The 17,327-nt window shown below is 70.2% G+C and carries 16 protein-coding genes; 3 read left to right on the forward strand and 13 right to left on the reverse strand.

What is annotated here, in order from left to right; genetic code table 11:
* Positions 1–182: 182 nt before the first annotated feature.
* Both ACN0TP_RS08460 and ACN0TP_RS08465 read right to left on the reverse strand, forming a co-directional pair.
* Entirely contained in the window at positions 183–728 is a 546-nt protein-coding gene (locus ACN0TP_RS08460) for a flavin reductase family protein (RefSeq protein WP_417218410.1), read from the reverse strand.
* Between the two features lie 74 nt (positions 729–802).
* Positions 803–1,255 carry a hypothetical protein gene (locus tag ACN0TP_RS08465; protein ID WP_417218411.1) on the reverse strand — a complete coding sequence of 151 codons (453 nt, stop codon included), beginning with the start codon at positions 1,253–1,255 and terminating at the stop codon, positions 803–805.
* 83 nt (positions 1,256–1,338) lie between these two features.
* On the opposite strand from ACN0TP_RS08465, the gene ACN0TP_RS08470 reads away from it, so the two are divergent.
* A complete protein-coding gene (locus ACN0TP_RS08470) occupies positions 1,339–2,142 on the forward strand; it encodes an IclR family transcriptional regulator (RefSeq protein ID WP_417218412.1) in 804 nt (267 codons plus the stop codon).
* 137 nt (positions 2,143–2,279) lie between these two features.
* Here ACN0TP_RS08470 and ACN0TP_RS08475 read toward each other — a convergent pair whose 3' ends face one another.
* The 9 genes from ACN0TP_RS08475 to ACN0TP_RS08515 all read right to left on the reverse strand — a co-directional run bounded on the left by ACN0TP_RS08475 (position 2,280) and on the right by ACN0TP_RS08515 (position 13,409).
* Positions 2,280–3,233 (reverse strand): hydroxymethylglutaryl-CoA lyase, encoded by a 954-nt coding sequence (locus ACN0TP_RS08475; protein WP_417218413.1) that lies wholly within the window; start codon positions 3,231–3,233, stop codon positions 2,280–2,282.
* Positions 3,230–4,480 carry a CaiB/BaiF CoA transferase family protein gene (locus tag ACN0TP_RS08480; RefSeq protein WP_417218414.1) on the reverse strand — a complete coding sequence of 417 codons (1,251 nt, stop codon included), beginning with the start codon at positions 4,478–4,480 and terminating at the stop codon, positions 3,230–3,232. Before ACN0TP_RS08480 ends, ACN0TP_RS08475 begins: the two co-directional genes overlap by 4 nt.
* Before the next feature lie 47 nt (positions 4,481–4,527).
* Complete coding sequence (locus ACN0TP_RS08485) at positions 4,528–5,976, reverse strand: GntP family permease (RefSeq protein WP_417218415.1); 1,449 nt, start codon at positions 5,974–5,976, stop codon at positions 4,528–4,530.
* A gap of 139 nt (positions 5,977–6,115) precedes the next feature.
* Complete coding sequence (locus ACN0TP_RS08490; protein WP_417218416.1) at positions 6,116–6,793, reverse strand: peptidyl-tRNA hydrolase; 678 nt, start codon at positions 6,791–6,793, stop codon at positions 6,116–6,118.
* 3 nt (positions 6,794–6,796) lie between these two features.
* Complete coding sequence (locus tag ACN0TP_RS08495; RefSeq protein WP_417218417.1) at positions 6,797–7,357, reverse strand: DoxX family protein; 561 nt, start codon at positions 7,355–7,357, stop codon at positions 6,797–6,799.
* Between the two features lie 82 nt (positions 7,358–7,439).
* Positions 7,440–8,708 (reverse strand): M20 family metallo-hydrolase, encoded by a 1,269-nt coding sequence (locus ACN0TP_RS08500; protein ID WP_417218418.1) that lies wholly within the window; start codon positions 8,706–8,708, stop codon positions 7,440–7,442.
* On the reverse strand, positions 8,705–10,414 hold the full coding sequence (locus ACN0TP_RS08505; RefSeq protein WP_417218419.1) for an amidohydrolase: 1,710 nt from the start codon (positions 10,412–10,414) through the stop codon (positions 8,705–8,707). Before ACN0TP_RS08505 ends, ACN0TP_RS08500 begins: the two co-directional genes overlap by 4 nt.
* Positions 10,411–12,075, reverse strand: coding sequence for a thiamine pyrophosphate-dependent enzyme (locus ACN0TP_RS08510; RefSeq protein ID WP_417218420.1), 1,665 nt, complete (start codon positions 12,073–12,075; stop codon positions 10,411–10,413). Before ACN0TP_RS08510 ends, ACN0TP_RS08505 begins: the two co-directional genes overlap by 4 nt.
* Before the next feature lie 11 nt (positions 12,076–12,086).
* On the reverse strand, positions 12,087–13,409 hold the full coding sequence (locus tag ACN0TP_RS08515) for an MFS transporter (RefSeq protein ID WP_417218421.1): 1,323 nt from the start codon (positions 13,407–13,409) through the stop codon (positions 12,087–12,089).
* 150 nt (positions 13,410–13,559) lie between these two features.
* Between ACN0TP_RS08515 and ACN0TP_RS08520 the strand changes: the two genes are divergently transcribed.
* Entirely contained in the window at positions 13,560–14,774 is a 1,215-nt protein-coding gene (locus tag ACN0TP_RS08520) for a helix-turn-helix domain-containing protein (protein ID WP_417218422.1), read from the forward strand.
* 109 nt (positions 14,775–14,883) lie between these two features.
* Positions 14,884–15,522, forward strand: a complete 639-nt coding sequence (locus ACN0TP_RS08525; RefSeq protein ID WP_417218423.1) for a DUF805 domain-containing protein — start codon at positions 14,884–14,886, stop codon at positions 15,520–15,522.
* A 12-nt stretch (positions 15,523–15,534) separates the two neighbouring features.
* Here ACN0TP_RS08525 and ACN0TP_RS08530 read toward each other — a convergent pair whose 3' ends face one another.
* Both ACN0TP_RS08530 and ACN0TP_RS08535 read right to left on the reverse strand, forming a co-directional pair.
* Positions 15,535–16,392 carry an ABC transporter permease subunit gene (locus tag ACN0TP_RS08530; RefSeq protein ID WP_417218424.1) on the reverse strand — a complete coding sequence of 286 codons (858 nt, stop codon included), beginning with the start codon at positions 16,390–16,392 and terminating at the stop codon, positions 15,535–15,537.
* Positions 16,389–17,327 carry an ABC transporter ATP-binding protein gene (locus ACN0TP_RS08535; protein WP_417218425.1) on the reverse strand — a complete coding sequence of 313 codons (939 nt, stop codon included), beginning with the start codon at positions 17,325–17,327 and terminating at the stop codon, positions 16,389–16,391. The genes ACN0TP_RS08530 and ACN0TP_RS08535 overlap by 4 nt, the downstream gene beginning before the upstream one ends.

Genomic DNA, 17,327 nt, shown 5'->3' on the forward strand with positions numbered 1-17,327 from the left:
ATCTCAACTCGAATCCTGACGTGCCGGGGCGCCATTGCCCCGACCTCTTGGGTGCGGTGAAGTGGAGTGGAGCGTGGTTCGCCAAAGTTCCGAACCGTCACTTAATTTATTAAGCGACTGCTTCACAGTAGGTCAGTAAACGGAACTTGTGAACCCCTGAGACAGATATTCGGGGTTTGCGATCAGCCGTCTGCGGCCACCCGGTGGTAGCCGCGGCGGAAGTGCACCAGCGGCCCCTCCGATGGCACCGCCGTCGTGCCCACGACCAGGATGTCCGTAACCTGGGCGGCGACCAGGCTTGATCCGGCCACCGGCGTACGGGTGAGGACGCGGCAGCGCAGGATGGTTCCCCTGGTCTCCAGCAGCGGCTCGCCCGTCGGCGCTGGGTGCCAGTCGAGGTCCGGGCCGAAACGATCGATTCCCGCGGCGCTGAAGCGCCGGGCCAGCTCCTCATCGCCGGACGTCAGCAGGTGCACCGCCAGTTGGCTGGAGACGAGCAGTGCGCCGACCGAACCGCGGAACGAGGACAGCGAGAAGGCCAGCACCGGCGGCGCCACGGCCACGGAGATCACCGAGGACGCCGTCAGGCCCACGGGACCACGGGGGCCGGCGGCGGTGATCACCGCGACGCCCGAGGGATGGGCGGCGAAGGCCTCGCGGAAGGCATCTGCCACATCGGCACGGCCGCGTGCGCCCCGCGCCGCCCGGGCACCTGTGATTCGCTCCACCGTTGCCCTCCTGCCGGATGCGGTTGTTGCCTTCCACCGTAGGTCGGCCAGGCGATGGGCACCACCCCACGCGTTCAGCCCATGCGCGAATGGGCCAGCATGATGCCGATCGGTGCCGAGACCAAGAGGATGACGATCATGGCACGGAACAGGTACAGCAGCCACCGGTGCCGGCTTCCGCCGCCCCGGGCCGCCCAGATGAACAACACCATGGCCACCACGATCAGGGCCGCGCCGATCCAGGTCAGCACCACGATCGAGGTCAGCGAGCCGACCAGGACCGCAACGTTCGCCAGGTTGAACGCCAGCACCTCTGCGGCCACCAGGCCGGTCGAGGGGCGGCGCACGGCCAGCTGGTCCTGGCCGATGCCCAGCAGCAGCTGGGCGAATCCAACGACCAGGACCAGGTAGGCGACGGCCCACGAGGCGAGGTAGCTGGGGGCGGCTGCGCTGATGGCCGAGAGGAAGCCCCCGGCCAGGATGCCGAGTCCGCCGATGACGAGGAAAGGTGCTGCCGTTCTGTTCACGCTTCCAGTTTATGGATGCGGGACGGGCGGGGCGTCCGCCCGGGGGTTGGACGGGATCGGGGCTTGCGCATAGCGTAAGTCCCATGTCAGCCGCGCCCGCCGTCCCGAAGACCACCGGCAACACCCTGCTGGTGCTCGGAAAGATCACCGCCATCCTCGATGCGTTCTCCCTCACCCGTCCGGTGCTCACCCTGGGGGACATCCGGGAGGCCACCGACCTGCCGATGTCGACCGTCCAGCGCCTCGTGGCCAACCTGGCCGGGCAGGGCTTCCTGGACCGCGAAGGGGACGCCTACCGGATCGGTTTGAAGATGGCCTACTGGGCCGCGCCGGCGACCCGCGGCAAGGCCATGCTCGACGTGATCTCCCCCCTGCTGGCCGACCTGCGCGACACCGTCGGCGAGACCGCCTGCTTCTTCACCGCCGAGCAGAACCACCGCGTCTGCGTGGCGATGGCCGAGACCCGCCACGCGCTGCGCCGCGAAATGCACGTCGGCAAGATCCTGCCCCTGCACGCCGGTTCCGCCAGTCGTGTGCTGCTGGCCTGGGACCCGGACCTGCTGGCGTCGCTGCTGCGCAACCCGCTGGAATCGATCACCGACTTCACCATCACCGAGTCCAAGGCGCTGCAGGCGGCGGTCCGCCAGACCCGCACCGACGGGTTCGCGATCACCACCGGCGAGCGCGAGTCCGGGGCCTCGGGACTCTCGGCCCCCGTCTTCGACGCCTCCGCAGCCGTGCTGGGCGCGGTGACGATCAGCGGCCCGACGTTCCGGATGTCTGAAGAGGTCTGCCGGGGATGGGTCGAACCCCTGCTGCAGGCCGCCGAGCGGATGACCCGGATGGTCGGCGGCCGCTTCCCCGGCGAGCCGGGCGCCCCCGCCTGACCTGTCGTCCGCCGTCGCGTCCTTTCAATGCACGACGACGGTGTGCACCGCCCTTTCGAGCAGCTTGGGGCCGGCGGCTTTTATCCACTGCGTGACTCTACGTAGCTTCCGTACTTGGATAAGTCGCCAACAACGCTTCAGGCGCGGATGACCCACTCGAAGGCCTCGGCCTTGGACCGGGCACCCTGGGCGGCCTTGGACCGGCTGGACTCCCCCAGGTCCCCGAGGACCTGCTCGCCCAGCTCGACGATCCCTGCAAAAGTGTCGGGCGTGAGCCATCCGGGCCGGGTGGCGAAGAGGATGTCCTCGCTGGCCGTGTTCCCGCTGGCCCCCGGGGCAAAGGGGCAACCGCCCAGCCCGCCGAGTGCGCCATCGACGAGGTCGGCGCCGGCGTCGATCGCGGCCAGGGTGTTCGCCACCCCCAGCCCCCAGGTGTCGTGGCCGTGGTAGACGATGCGCCGGCCCGGCGTCTCGTCTCGCACCCGGGAAACCAGTTCAGTGACCTGGGCGGGGTGGGCCTGGCCCAGGGTGTCGCAGATGACGATGTCGCAGGTCCCTTCGGCGCGGGGATCGTTGGCGATGGCGAGAACGCGCTCGACGGGGACCTGGCCCTCGAAGGGGCAGGTGAACGAGGTGGCGATGCACAGCTGGATGCGGCCGTCCACGCCCTGCGCGTATTCAACGGCCTGCGGCAACGCCTCCAGGCTGGCATCGGTGCTGCGGCCGATGTTGGCCTGATTGTGTGCGTCGGTGGCCGAGAGGCAGTACTGGAAGTTCCGTACCCCTGCCGCGGCTGCCTTGGCCACGTGGCCGGGTGTGGCCACCCAGATCCAGCAGTGCTCCAGCTCGGCAGGTATCAGCTCGGCGACGACCTCGAGGGTGTTGGCCATGGTGGGGACCAGATCGGCGCGGGCCATGGACCCCAGTTCGATCTCCGGGACCCCGAGTTCCAGCAGCCGGCGCACGGTGGCGACCTTCGCCGCGGTGGAGAGGTTCTTGCCCGTGAGCTGCAGGCCGTCGCGCAAGGTGACATCGCGCAATCCCGCGCTGCGCACCGCCGTCGTGCCCTGGTTTTCTGGTGTGGATGTCATGCGCTGCGCGCCTCCGTTGCTCCGGCGGCCGCCGCCATGGCGTCCGCGTCCAGGCCCAGCAGTCCGCCGAGCACCTCGTCGTTGTGTTCGCCCAGGTCCGGGCCCAGGTGCCGGACCGGCAGCGACGTGGCGCCGATGACCGGGACGATGCCGGGGAAGCCGACGTCGTGCAGCATTTCGTCGCCGGTGGAGACGTCGAACTTCTGGACCATGTTGCGGGCCGCGTACTGCTCGTCGGCGACGATGTCGGCCGCCGTGTAGATGGGTCCGGCCGGGACGCCGGCGGCGTCGAGCAGGTCCAGGGCGGTGGCGGCGTCGTGGCGTGCCGTCCATTCCCCGATGGCCGCGTCGAGTTCCTCGCGGCGGGCCCAGCGGCCGGCGTTGGAGCCGAGGCCGGGGTCGGCGCCGAGGTCGGGGCGACCGATGGTCTCCATGTAGCGCTGGAAGATCGAGTCGCCGTTGCCGGCGACGACGATGCTGGCCCCGTCGGCGCAGACGTAGGCGTTGGAGGGGGCGATGCCCTCCATGCGGCCGCCGGTGCGTTCACGTTTCTTCCCGTAGGCCTCGTAATCCGGGACGAGGGACTCCATCATCGAGAACATCGCCTCGTTCAGGGCGACGTCGATGATGCGTTCGCCCAGTGCGGTTCCGGGCTGGCCCGCTCCGCGCCGGGTTTCGCGCTGGAACAGGCTCATGACCGAACCGAAGGCGGCGTAGAGTCCGGCGATCGAGTCGCCGATGGAGACCCCCACGCGGACCGGGGCGCGGTCCGGGTCGCCGACGAGGTTGCGGAAGCCGCTGTAGGCCTCCGCGACGGCGGCGAAACCCGGGCGCTCGGACAGCGGGCCGGTCTGGCCGAACGCGGAGATCCGGGTGATGACGAGCTCGGGGTTGGCCTCGTTGAGGACGTCCGGGCCGAGGCCCCACTTCTCCAGCGTGCCGGGGCGGAAGTTCTCCAGCAGGATGTCGGAGGTGCGCGCCAGTTCGAGGACCGCGGCGCGGCCGGCGTCGGAGCGCAGGTCCAGGACCACCGACTTCTTGTTCCGGTTCAGCGTCCGGTAAAGCATCGACGTGGTGCCCTTGGCCAGGCGCCAGTTGCGCAGTTCGTCACCGGTGCCGGGGCGTTCGACCTTGATGACCTCCGCGCCGAAGTCGGCCAGCAGTCGCCCGGCTGTCGGGGCGGCGATGTAGTTGCCCAGTTCCAGGACGCGGACTCCGGCCAGCGGGGCCGTGGTGTTCTCGCTCATTGGTTCTTCCTTTGCTACGGCGGTGTCGGTGGTTCGGGGGTGCTGGGTCAGATGAACAGGCTCAGGACCGTGACCAGGCCCAGGGCCACGACTGAGGCGACGGAAACGCCCAAGGTCACGGACTTCAGGGCACCGCGGGTGGTCTGGCCGAGCAGCGACTGCAGGAGCCAGAAGGTATTGGAGGTCACGTGGACCATGAACAGTGAACCGGCGCCGGCGGCCAGGGCGATCAGCACCGGGTCCAGACCCAGCGCTGGGGCGATGGGGGCCAGCAGGCCCGCTGCAGTGATGGCCGAGAGGGTGACCGAGCCGACGGCGATGTGCAGCACGGCCGCGATGACCCAGACTACGACCAGCGGTGCGACATGGCTGGCGGTGAAGAAGCCGCCGAGGATGTCGCCGACGCCTGCTGCGGTGACTGCTGCGGCGAGGGAGCCGCCGACGCCGGTGAGCAGCAGGATCTGGCCGGATTCCCGGAAGCCCGCGGAGATGCCGGCCTCGACCCGTTTCTGGCCCACGGTGTAGCGGCCGACGATGCAGGTGCCGACCAGGCCGATGAGCAGGGCGATGATGGGTTCGCCGACGAATTGGACGGGGGCGATCTCGATCTTCGCGATCTCCAGGATGGCGCCGGCCGCGATGAGGACCAGGGACAGCAGCAGCGGGGCGAAGAGCAGGATCAGCGCGGGCTCTTGTCGGGTCTCCTCGGCGACGGCCACGGCGGAGCCCTGGGTTCCGGCCGGGGGGACGTCGGCCGGCTGGCCTCTGCCGGAGCTGTTGTTGCGGAAGGGGGCACCGGGGCCCGTGGGGGCACCGCCGTCGTGCAGTGGTTCTTCTGCTTCGAACAGCTCATGGTTCTCATCCGATTCCTCTTTCCAGAGGCCGCGGCGGAAGAGGAAGGTCATGATGGCGATCGCGATGACGACCGTGGGGACGACGATGAGCAGGCCGAAGAGCAGCATCTTGCCCAGCGGGACGCCCAGCAGCCCGGCCAGCGCCAGGGCGCCGACGCCGGGGACCATGAACACGATGCCGCATTCGAGCGAGATGGCCATTGCGGTGGCCATGCGCGCGGTGCCGAGCCGGCCGATCTTCGGGGCGAGGCGGCGGGCCAGCGGGGCGGAGATGACCAGCAGGACGTCCAGGAAGATCGACTGCAGGACCGTCGCGCAGGCCAGGCCCATGGTGTAGGGCAGGCGACCGGGGCCGAAGGTCTTCAGCAGATGCTCGACCAGGCGGCGGATGGCCCCGGTTTCGTTGAGGATCGAGCCCATGAGGACGCCGAAGGCGATGAGCAGGCCGACTTCCATCATGATGTCGCCGAATCCGGTGGAGATGGTCTCGACGGTCTTCTTCACACCGAGGCCGACCGCGAGGCCGAGGTAGGCGGCGCCGATGACCAGTGAGATCACCGGGTTGACCTTGAAGCGCACGATCAGCACGACAGTGGCGATCACGGCCACTGCCGTATTGATCAGGATGGCTGCATCTGACATGGGAGGGTCCTTCGGGTTGGCGTCGCAAAGATGTGACCGGAACCACAGTACTGAACCCATATTATGGTTTTCAACCCATAATGCAAGACCTGTGACGACTACATGTCGGATCGGGGTGGCAACGGAGCCGGGCCGGGGCCTAGTCGGCGCAACGGATCGGTGCCACCACGCAGGCGGTGGCCGATCCGGGGGCGATTTCCGTGCGGCCCGCATCATGGATCAACGGCCCCGCACCCTCGCCCTGCACAGCCCGGCGGAAGCCGGCGGCCGGGAGGCGACGCACCGACAGGGGACGTCCCGCGCGCAACCAGCCGTCCACACGGGCCGGGGCGGCCTCCAGCACCCAGGCGAACAGCGCATGGGCGGCCTGCGCCGCCGCCTTGCCCGTGGACATGCCGAGGGAGTCGTTGAGCACGACGACGAGGCCGGGCCCTGACTCGGGTGCCCGGCCCGGCCGCGGGGCATCTCCGGCGCGGGGCAGTTCCGTGCCGGAGACCTGGAGCTTGGCGATCTTCTTCGGGACGTGCCCGGAAGGTCCCGGGACGAAGGCGATCGCCTGCCCGGCACCGGAAGTGGCCAGCGCGTGGTCGGGGTGCGCGGCACGGACCTTGGCGAAGGTGCCGGCATCGGCGCGGCGGACGACCTTCGCGAAGGAGCCTTCGGCCCACCCCCGCCACTCATCCGCCGCGGGGTGTGCCGTGAAGGCCCCCACGGAGGCCAGCGCGGCAGCGGCGATGCCCTCCGGCTCCGGGGCCGGATCCTCCCGGTCCACGAACAGGACGATCTGCTGGATGAGATCCTCCGGCGGGGTCTCCACGGTTCAGGCTTCGGGGGTTCCGGCGGCCTGCGCCGGGGCCGCGTCCTCGCGCAGGGCCTTGCGGCGGCCCAGGATCTGGGCGCCGGCCACGAGGGGGATGGCCCCCAGGGCGACGGCGCGCATCCACGGGCGGTCCAGGATGTTCCGGGTGGCGGCGTCCAGGGACACCGGGCCGGGGCCGGCGATCACGGTGCAGGCGGCCGCCAGGGACAACAGGGCCGGGTACTCCATTCCGCCCTTCGTGGCGAAGAATCCGTTGGGGGCGTGTACCGCTGCCGCCACGCCCATGGCGGTGGCCGCCGAAGCTCCGGCGGCGGGGGTGGCCAGGCCCAGGACCAGTGCAGCCCCGGCTCCGGCCTCGCCCCACCCGGCCAGGACCGCGTTGCGCCGTCCGGGCCGGAAACCCATGGCGTGCATTGCCTGGGCGGTGCCCTCGACCCCGCTGCCGCCGAACCAGCCGAAGAGCTTCTGGGTGCCGTGGGCGACCAGGACACCACCGACGCCGACCCGCAGCAGCGTATGGGCGATGGTGCTCGAGACGGTGGACGGGACGGACTGGGGCATGGTGGAACTCCTGCTGGTGGGGGGCTTGGTTGTCCACCCAGTTTGGCAGAAACGCGGTGCCCGCCGCGTTTGGATGAAGGTCCTAGACGAACTCCCCGCGGGCCACGCGGCCGAGCAGTTCGGTGAAGAGGTCGACGCCGGAGAGCATGTCCTCGTCGCGGGTCAGCTCCTTCTCGTTGTGGGAGATGCCCTCCACGCTCGGCACGAAGAGCATGATCGTGGGCACGATGTCCTTCATGTTGGTCGAATCGTGTCCGGCCAGGGTGCGGACGGTGCCATAGGGCAGGCCCAGCTTCTCGGCCGACGCGGCGGCCAGCTCCATCCCGGAGGCGTCGTAGGCCTTGGAGGCCCAGACATGTTCGGCGCCGCGTTCGATCTGGACGTTCGCGCGCGCCTCGATGGCGGCGACCCGCCGGTGCAGTTCGGCGTCGGCGGTGGCGAGCACGTCGGGGTCGGTGCTGCGCAGGTCCACCAGCAGGTTGACCCGGCTGGCGACAACCACCGGGGAGTTGGGGAAAACGGTGAATTCACCGCAGGAGGTGATGACCGCGTGCTCGTCGGTGGAGAACTCGTCGGCGATGTCCCGGGCGGCGGCCACCAGCAGGGAGGCACCGAGGAGTGCGTCGCGGCGGTCGGCGATGACGGTGGCCCCGGTGTGGGCCTGCTCGCCGTGGACGATGAATTCGTACTTGTTGGCCCCCCACGTCGACTCGACCAGGCCGATCACCAGCCCGTCGTCCTCCAGCGAACGGCCCTGTTCGATGTGGATCTCCAGGTACGCGGCGACGTCGAGGCTGAAGTCGCCGATGGTGCCGATGGATTCCAGGGCCTCGCGGACGGTGGTGCCGTGCGGGTCGGTGGTCTCCAGGACCTGCTCGGCCGGGAGTTTTCCGGTGAACACCGAACTGCCCATCATCGAGGGCTTGAAGCGGCAGCCCTCCTCGTTGAACCAGTTGATGACGGCGATGTTGAACTTCGCTCCGGCGGCCGACTCCTTGAGCCGGATGGCGGCGTGCGCCGCGGTGAGCACGCCGTAGGCGCCGTCGAAACGACCGCCCAGGGGCTGTGAGTCCAGATGCGATCCCATGGCCACGTAGGGGGCACCGGGGACGAGTTCGAGCAGGGCGAACTGGTTCCCGACGGCGTCGTAGCGGACCTCGAAGCCGTGCCCCTCGACGAGTCCGCGGAACCAGTTGCGGGTCTGGCCGTCGGCGGCGGTGCCGGCCTGGCGGTCCACTCCCCCGCCGGAGGTGGCGCCGAACGTGCTCATCGACCGGAAGTCGGCGAGGAAGGCGCGGGCCGCCTCGCTGTGCTCGCTCGTGGACGCAGCGGTGGTGGATGTGGTGCTCATGCTGGGGCTCCCTTCGGGGTGGCGGTTTCGGGGGTGGTGCCGTCGAGGACTGAATGGGTGAAGTGGCCGCCGACGATCGTGGCCAACACGTCGAGTTCGGCGACGTCGGGGGCATCGAGCGGTGAGCCGGAGAGGACCACCAGGTCGGCGAGCTTGCCGGTGCGCAGGGTGCCCTTCTCGGCCAGGGTGCCGGTCGCGGCGGCAGCCCAGCTGGTGTAGGCGCGCAGTGCCTCCTCCGGGGTGAGCCCCTCGAGGGGAGTGCCGTCGTCGTGCACTCCGCCCAGGACCCGGCCGGTGGAGGTGCGGCGGTCGACCCAGGCCTGCAGGCCGCGGCGGACGTTGTTGTCCGAGACGGGCAGGTCGGAGGAGCCGGCGAGCAGGCCACCGGCGTCGACGATGGAACGGCCGCGATAGAGCCAGCCCTCGCGCTCGGGGCCGACGAGTGCTGCCATCTGGTCCCCCAGCGGACCGATGAATGCGGCCTGCGGGGTGACCGCGATGCCGTGGGCCGCTGCGAGGGTGACCTGGTCGGGGCGGGCGATGCCGAAGTGCTCGATCCGGTTGGGCAGCGGGTTCGGCCCGTAGGCGTCCTGGCAGCCGATGACGATCTCCAGGGCGAGGTCGATCGCTGCGTCGCCGATGGCATGCAGGGCGATCGGCCAGCCGGCGCGGTAGGCGGCGGCGATCTTCTCGCGGTAGCTGGCCTCGTCGTCGAGCAGGTAGCCGCGGTGGTGCGGGTGGCCGCAGAAGTCCTCGGTGACCGCTGCGGTGGCGCCCAGCAGCGAACCGTCCATGAACACCTTCACCGGGCCCAGGGAGACGAAGTCGTCCCCGAAGCCGGCACCGAGCCCCAGGTCCAGGCCGCGGCCGGCGCCCCCGTGCAGGTCCTCCGCGTGGCCGGTGACCGGGTGCAGGGCGTCGAGGGTGGGCATCAGTTGGGCGCGGGCATACAGGCGGCCGGTACGGCGGGCGTGCTGGTAGGCGTCGACCTCCAGCGGGCTGTGGCCGATCCATCCCGCGGCGATGCCTGCCTCGGTGAAGCTGGTGATGCCCTCGGCGGCATAGCGGGTGGTCGCGGCGTCGAGCGCATCGACGATCGCGGTGCGGGAATACGGCAGCAGCAGCGCCTGCACGAGCCCCTGCGCCGCCTCCTCGACGACGCCGGTGGGACGGCCCTGCCCGTCGCGGACCACCGCCCCACCCACGGGGTCCTCGAATCCCGGCTCGAGCGCCCCGGCCAGGGCCAGCGTGGCGGTGTTGGTGATCGCCTGGTGGCCGGAGACGTGGCGCAGGTAGAGCGGTCGGTCCCCGCTGATCGCGTCGAGCCGGGCGAGGTCGGGGAACGCCCCGCCGTGGTGTTCGTGGTTGAAGCCGGTGCCGTGCAGCCAGGCTTCCCGGTCCCCGAGCCCGTCGAGGCGGTCCGCCTCCGCCTGCAGCAGCGCATAGAGCTCCTCGAGTCCGCGGGCCCGCTGCAGGTCCACCGACTCCAGGCCAAGCCCCCACCAGGTGGTGTGGCAGTGGGCATCGATGAACCCGGGCACGACGACGGCGCCGGCCAGCTCGATCTCGGAGGTGGCGGTGCACCCGTCGAGTTCCTCGTCGAACCCGGCGATGCGCCCGTGCAGGATGCCGATGCGGTGGGCACGCGGGCGGTCCTCCTCCAGGGTGATGACCTCCGCACCGGTGAGGACCAGGTCCAGGTTCATGCGGTGGCCTCCGGCGCAGCGGTGGACGGCGGCATGGTGGCCGGGTCGATGCGCAGGTGCAGCAGGGCCGGGACCTTCCTGGCGGTGACGGCCTGCAACGCCCGGTCGATCGCCGCTGCCACGTCGGCGGTGGCGTGCACGTCCTCGCCGTGGCCGCCGAACGCCTCGATCAGCGCCGCGAACCCGGGGTTCACCATGGAGGTGCCGGAGGGGCGGCCGGGGTAGTGCTTCTCCTGGTGCTGGACGATCGTGGCGAAGACCCCGTTGTCCACCACGATCACCAGCGGTGCAGCGCCGTGGGCCACGGCCACCGCGAGCTCCTGCCCGTTCATCAGGAAGTCGCCATCGCCGCAGACCGCGACGGCCACCCGGTCCGGGTGGATGAGGGAGGCGGCCACTGCCGCGGGCACCGAGACGCCCATGGCGCCGTTGCGTGGGCCGACCAGGGAGCCCGGGCCGGCGTGGGTCAGGTACCGGTGTCCCCAGAGCGTGGCGTTGCCGGCCCCGTAGGTGATGGTCCGGTCCGCCGGGAGCTTCTCCTCCAGCAGGCCGAAGGCCACCGAGAGGTCCACTCCGGTTGCCGGGTTTTCCGCTGCCGGGGTGGCGAACCTGAGCTGTTCGGCAGCCAGCGTCTGCATCCAGCCACCGCCCCGGGTCCCGCGCACCGCATCAGCGGCCGGTAGCGCCGAGGTGAACGAGGCCGGGGTGGCGACGATCTGCTGGTCGATCCGGCCGGCGTGGGTGGCTGCAGTCGGATCGGGAAGTACGACGACGGTGTCTGCCTCGAATCCGCGGGTATACCCGTCGGAGGGCACGTCGGAGCGCCCGCACCCGACGAAGACCAGCAGGTTCGCCTCGGACATCCGGTCGGCGAGCGCGTCGGAACGGTAGTAGCCCAGGTACCCGGCCCAGGCGGGCGAGGTGTGCGGGACTGCGTCGTAGGCCCGCCAGTCGGCGGCAACCGGGACTTGGGCGGCTTCGGCCCAGGCGGCGAGCGTGGCTCCTGTGGTCCGGCCGTCCACGTCCTGCGCCCAGCCGTCACCGCCGGCGATGACCAGGGGGCGTTCGGCGGCGGCCAGCCGTGAGGCCAGTTCGTCCACCGCGGCGTGCCCCGGCACCGGCGCCGGGACGGGACGCGGGGCCACGGGCGCCGAGTCCGTGAGGCGCACCAGCACGTCCTCGGGTAGTCCGACCACCACGGGTCCGGGCCGCCCGGAGGAGGCCGCGTGCATCGCCTCGGCGACCAGCTCGGCGGCCCGGTGTTCGTCGTCGAGCACCATCACGCGCTTGGCCGTGGTGCCGAACCAGCCGTCCAGGCTGAACTCCTGGAAGGAGTCGCGTCCGCGGTCGGCCACCGGGATGAGCCCGACGAACAGCACCAGGGCCGTGGCGTCCTGCCAGGCGGTGTGCACGGAGATCATCGCGTTGGCCGCACCGGGCCCGCGGGTGACCATGGCGATGCCGGGGGTACCGGTCAGCCGCGCCTCGGCCAGCGCCATGAACCCGGCACCGCCCTCGTGGCGGGCGACCACCGTGGTGATCGGGGAATCGTGCAGCCCGTCCAACACGTCCAGGAAGCTTTCCCCGGGGACCGAGTAGACGCGTTGCACGCCGTGGGCCTCGAGTTGGCGGACGACCAGGTGGCCGGCGGAGATGCTCATGGGGGTCCTTTCTAGTGCTTGAAGCCGGGCAGGTCCACGCTCATGCGCGGTGCGAGGTAGCCGGCGACTGCGGTGAACAAGGAGAGGAAGATCAGGATCAGGGCCGCTGGCCACCAGTGGTTGCCGGCCGCGGCGGTGACGCTGACGGCCAGCAGCGGGATGAACCCGGAGAGCATGCCGGCCACGTTCTGGGAAAAGCCCACCCCCGTGTAGCGGGTGGTGGCCGGGAACAGGCCGGTCAGCACGGTGCCGGAGGCGGCATACGGGAAGGACAGCGTGGCCACGGCAAGGACCATGCCGAGGATGACCAGGACGTCGTTGCCGCTGGCGACCAGCAGGAAGGCGGGGAAGGCGACGACGGCGGAGAGCAGGCCCCCGTAGATGATGACCTTGCTGCCACCGAACCGCTCGCCCAACCGCCCGCCGGCGATGAGCACGGGGATCTCCACGACGGCGGCGATGATGGTTCCCAGCAGCATCAGCGAGGCGCTGTAGCCGAGGATCTTCGTGCCGTAGTAGACCATGAACGCGGTGACCAGGTAGAAGCCGCCGACGCCCAGCAGCGCTGCGGCCATGCCGACGATGATGTGCTTCCAGCTCTGCTTGAGCACGGTGCGGATCGGGGCCTTTTCGGTTGCGCCCGCTTCCATGAGCTCGGCGAACACCGGGGACTCGTCGAGCCGGGACCTGATGTACAGGGCGAGCAGCAGCATGGGGAAGGCGGCCAGGAACGGGATGCGCCAGCCGAAGGAGGTGAACGAATCCTGCGAGAAGTACAGGGTGGCCAGGAAGAACCCGCCGGAGGAGAGGATGGTGCCGATCGGCGAGCCGATCTGCGGCAGCGCGGCGTAGCGGGCGCGGCGTTGCAGCGGGGCGTTCTCCACCACGATGGTCATGGCGCCGGACCATTCGCCGCCGACGAACAGCCCCTGGAAGATCCGCAGCAGCACCAGCAGGACGGGGGCGGCGATGCCGATGGCGGCGTAGTCCGGCAGCAGGCCGATCAGCCCGGTGATCGCACCGATGCCGACGATCGTGATCATCAGCGTCTTGCGCCGCCCGATCTTGTCGCCCATGGCACCGAAGAACATGCCGCCCAGGGGACGGGCCACCAGCCCCACGCCGAACGTCGCGAAGGAGGCCATGGCGGCAGCCGTCGCGTTCTCGTTGGTGAAGTAGTGGATGTTGAAGATCAGCGCGGCTGCGGCGCTGAAGAGGAAGAAGTCGTACCATTCCATGGCGGTGCCGACCAGGGCGCCGATGGCGACCTTGGTGGCCTCCTGGTCGGTGACCTGGTGGGTCGCGCCCGCTTCGAGGTTCGTTGGCTGTGACATGTGTGCCTCCACACTGGTGCTCGGGGCAGGACGGCATGGCTACCGTGCCCGGGATCCCCATCAGTCTCGCAGTGTGAGCGTGCTCACCCGTAGCGTTGTTTGTCACGGCTTGACCTCGCTGGCCGGTGCAAAAGCACATATTCTGGTGGCATGAGCCACTCCAGGACGTCACATACTGTGGAAAACAACGGCACGACGGCGGACGAGGACTCGGCGCGTTGGAACACCCTGCTCGACGGGTTGGGCGTGGAACGGCTGACCGACGAGTTCCTGGCCCGCGTCCTGCGCATGCCCCACTACGAGGACGGGCGCCTCCCGGCCACCGAGTTGCGCCGCACCGGCGAGCAGTCCTTCGAGGCATTGATCGACAGCCTGCGCTCCGCCGATGCCTCCGGCACCCCGGCCGACCCCGACGAGCTGCGGGACGCCAAGCTCGGCATCGCCACCGACGTGGGCGTCTCCCGCGCCCGCGCCGACATCCCGGTCGACGCCCTGATGACGGCCATCCGGCTGGACTTCTCCGTTTTGTGGGAGGCGCTCATGGACCTATCCACCGCAGCGGATGCCCCGTTGCTGGTGGCCCGCGCCAACAGCGTCTGGCATGTGGTCGACGCCTATGCCAGCCAGACCCAGGGCGCCTACATCGCCGAACGCCAGCGCATGGCCACTGAGGCCTTCTCGGTCCGCCAGGGGCTCGTCGCCACGCTCTTCGGCGACACACCCGCACCGGGCACCGTCATCGACCGGGCCGCCGCCGCCCTCGACCTGCCGGTGGACGCCCGGTTGTCCGTCGCGGTCGCCGCCGGCGAGGATGCCGCCGCGTTGCGGGTGAGCATCGCCCTGGCCGCCCGCCGCGGCGCCGAGGTCTTCACCCACCCCTTCGCCGACGCGCTGCTGGCCTTCTGGCCCGCCGACAACCGGCCAGGTTCCGCACTGCACGAGGCCGGCGAACGCATAGCTGCACTGCGCTGCGGCCTCGTCGAGGAGGTCCACGGCCTGGCGGGGCTGCACGACGCCGGGGAACTGGCACTGGAGCTGGCGCAGCTGGCCACGGACTCCGATGCCACGGCCCTGCGGCTGCACACCGCCTGGGCCCGCTTGGCAGCCTCCCGGCTGGCCACCGACGGCATCCGGCTCGCGGCGGACGTCGAAGCGGCCCTGGCCGGATGCGGCACGGTGGAGCGCGAGCGCCTGGTGGAGACGGCGCGGGCCTACCTGGAGACCGGGAGCGTCGCCGAGGCAGCCGCCCGTCTGTACTGCCACCGCAACACCTTGATGAACCGCATGCATCGGTTCACCGCGCTGACGGGGGTCGACCTGTCGATTCCACGGCAGGCGGCCCGCCTGGTGGTCGCCTGGGCCTGACCTCGATCCTCCGCTGACCAGCGGACGCGGGGAGATCTCCCCATCGCGCAGGGAGGTTCAATCTGGAAGACTACTAGCGATCGCACGTAATCACTTCGATGGAGCTAACTTGAGCAACCAATATCCCAGCCCCTACGCATCCGCCCCCGTGGCCACCACCGGGAATGGCGAGGTTCCCTTGGACCAGCCGCTGTACGGTGCGTCCTTCGGCCAGGCCGTCAAGCGCTTCTTCACGAAGTACGCCACGTTCAGCGGCCGCGCCAGCCGCAGTGAGTACTGGTGGTGGATGCTCTGCAACGCCCTCGTCGTCATCGTCCTGTACGGGGCATTCATCGCGCTCATGGTGACCGGCATCGACCCGGATACGGGTGAGCCAGACAGCCTCGCCTTCGGCGTCCCGTTGGGGCTGCTCGGCCTGTACTGGCTGGCCATCATCATCCCGACCATCGCCCTCGCCGTCCGCCGATTGCATGACGGCAACTTCAGCGGCCTGCTGTACCTCTTGATCCTGGTCCCGGGCATCGGTTCACTGGTGATCCTGGTCCTGATGCTGATGCCGACCGTCCCGGACGGTGCCCGATTTGACGCCGACGGCGGCGCGGCGGCACACGCCAACGCCTTCGGCTCCCCGTCCGGCTACCCCGGGGCACCGGCCGGTGGATACATGGGCCAGAACGCCCCGCAGGGTTACCAGCAGGCCGACTCGCAGCAGGGCTACCAGCAGCCGGGCGGGCCGACCCAGCCGTAGGTCCACGACCCGTCACACCCCGTGGATGTCCCGGCGATGCAGTGCCGCGACGGCCAGCGCAATGCACAACGCGCTGACGCCGAGCAGCAGGAGCGCCGCCGGGGCATCCACGCCGTTAAGCAACGGCGACTTCCCGTAGGCCCAGTAGTACGGCGACACGGTGTGCATCCATTCCAGATTCGGATTCTGGTTGCCCAGCGCATTGAACGCGTACCCGAGGACCGCCACCCCGGCACCGGCGGCGATGCCGTGGACCTTCCGTCCACCGAGCGCCCCGCCCAACAGGGCGAAGCAGCCGTTGAGCAGCACCAGCAGGGCGAACATCAGCACCCCTGCTGCGGCGTGGGCCGCATCAAACCCCAGCTCCGAGGGCCCCTTGAGGACCAGCAGCACGATGAGGATGAAGACGTGCAGGATCGCCACCCGGAGGACCAGGGCCGCGGCGCGCTCCAGCACCACCTGGGTGCGGGTCACCCCGTGGGCGATGGTGAGCTCCAGCAGCCCCGACTCCTCGTCGCCGCCGATGGCCGCAGCCCCGGCCGACACCGCCATGATCGTCATCAGCAGGAATCCCAGCAGGCCGAAGACCGTGGCCTGCGTGTAGCCGGGGCCCGAGGCGATCTGGCCGTAGTTCAGGGCGTTGACCAATTTGGGTGGCAGCGCCTTGAGCATCTGCTGCATCTGGTCGCTGCCGCCGATGGCCGGGAAAAGCGGCAGGTACAGGCACATCACCGCCAGCATCGCCACGGCCCAGGTGCCCATCGAGAACCGGGCGTCCACCAGTGCCTTGCGCAGCAACGGAAGCCGCGACGGCCGGACCGGGCCGTCGCGGTGCGACGCCTGGGCCTTCGCCTTCGCTTGTGCGTTCATGGTGTCCCCTCTTCCGCAGGCCGCCGGTAGAGGGCCAAGACGGCCTCCTCCAGGTCGGGTTCCTCCAGCGCCAAGTCCACCGGGTGCAGCCGGGGCAGCACGTCCACCAACTCGGCGACGGGCCCGGTCCAGTCGGCCGTGGCCTGGCACACGGGCGAGCCACCGGCGTCGTGCACTGTCTCGAGGCGCAGGTGGGACAGGCCGGCGAGCGCCCCGAGCAGCGTGCCGACGTCCCCGGACGGCAGCTGCGTCTGGACCCGGAGCCGGCTGGTGGCGGATTCACGCAGCGCCGCGACCGTCGAGATGGTCGCGATGCCGCCCTCACGCAGGATCGCCACGGCGTCGGCGGCCTGTTGGATTTCGCTGGTGACGTGCGATGAGAGGAAGACCGTCTGGCCGGCCTCGCGGGCCTCATGGACCAGTCGCAGGAACTCCTGCTGCATCAGCGGATCCAGGCCGCTGGTGGGTTCGTCCAGGATGAGCAGTTCCGGGTCGTGCATGAAGGCCTGGATGATGCCGAGCTTCTGCTTGTTCCCCTTGGACAGGCTGCGGGTCTGGCGGTCCAGGTCCAGGTCGAGCCGCTCGGCGAGGTCGTCGATGCGGCCCGGTGCGACGGGGCCGCTGATGTCCTCGAAGTGGGCCAGGAGCCGGCGGCCGGTGGTGCGCCCCTCCAGGGCGAGTTCGCCGGGGAGGTAGCCGATCCGGCGGCGGATGTCCGGGCCGGCCCGCCGGGGTTCGACGCCGAGGACGCTGATCCGGCCGGCCGAGGGGCGGATGATGTCGAGCAGGCAGCGCATGGTGGTGGTCTTGCCGGCGCCGTTGGGCCCGATCACCCCGAACACCTGACCGCGGGGAACCTGGAAGTCGATGCCGTGCAGGACCTTGCGGACACCGTAGCTCTTGGCCAGGCCCGCCACCTCGATGGCGTGTTCCAT

Origin of the sequence: Arthrobacter sp. (assembly GCF_048266065.1) — a bacterium.
In the GTDB taxonomy this organism is placed as follows: domain Bacteria; phylum Actinomycetota; class Actinomycetes; order Actinomycetales; family Micrococcaceae; genus Arthrobacter_H.

Bases quoted from the DNA above. Each gene is read 5' to 3' on its own strand.
- ACN0TP_RS08515 (WP_417218421.1), bottom strand. From the start codon at position 13,409: ATGTCACAGCCAACGAACCTCGAAGCGGGCGCGACCCACCAGGTCACC.
- ACN0TP_RS08505 (WP_417218419.1), bottom strand. From the start codon at position 10,414: ATGAACCTGGACCTGGTCCTCACCGGTGCGGAGGTCATCACCCTGGAG.
- ACN0TP_RS08495 (WP_417218417.1), bottom strand. From the start codon at position 7,357: ATGCCCCAGTCCGTCCCGTCCACCGTCTCGAGCACCATCGCCCATACG.
- ACN0TP_RS08470 (WP_417218412.1), top strand. From the start codon at position 1,339: ATGTCAGCCGCGCCCGCCGTCCCGAAGACCACCGGCAACACCCTGCTG.
- ACN0TP_RS08535 (WP_417218425.1), bottom strand. From the start codon at position 17,327: ATGGAACACGCCATCGAGGTGGCGGGCCTGGCCAAGAGCTACGGTGTC.
- ACN0TP_RS08480 (WP_417218414.1), bottom strand. From the start codon at position 4,480: ATGAGCGAGAACACCACGGCCCCGCTGGCCGGAGTCCGCGTCCTGGAA.
- ACN0TP_RS08530 (WP_417218424.1), bottom strand. From the start codon at position 16,392: ATGAACGCACAAGCGAAGGCGAAGGCCCAGGCGTCGCACCGCGACGGC.
- ACN0TP_RS08510 (WP_417218420.1), bottom strand. From the start codon at position 12,075: ATGAGCATCTCCGCCGGCCACCTGGTCGTCCGCCAACTCGAGGCCCAC.
- ACN0TP_RS08520 (WP_417218422.1), top strand. From the start codon at position 13,560: ATGAGCCACTCCAGGACGTCACATACTGTGGAAAACAACGGCACGACG.
- ACN0TP_RS08475 (WP_417218413.1), bottom strand. From the start codon at position 3,233: ATGACATCCACACCAGAAAACCAGGGCACGACGGCGGTGCGCAGCGCG.
- ACN0TP_RS08485 (WP_417218415.1), bottom strand. From the start codon at position 5,976: ATGTCAGATGCAGCCATCCTGATCAATACGGCAGTGGCCGTGATCGCC.
- ACN0TP_RS08500 (WP_417218418.1), bottom strand. From the start codon at position 8,708: ATGAGCACCACATCCACCACCGCTGCGTCCACGAGCGAGCACAGCGAG.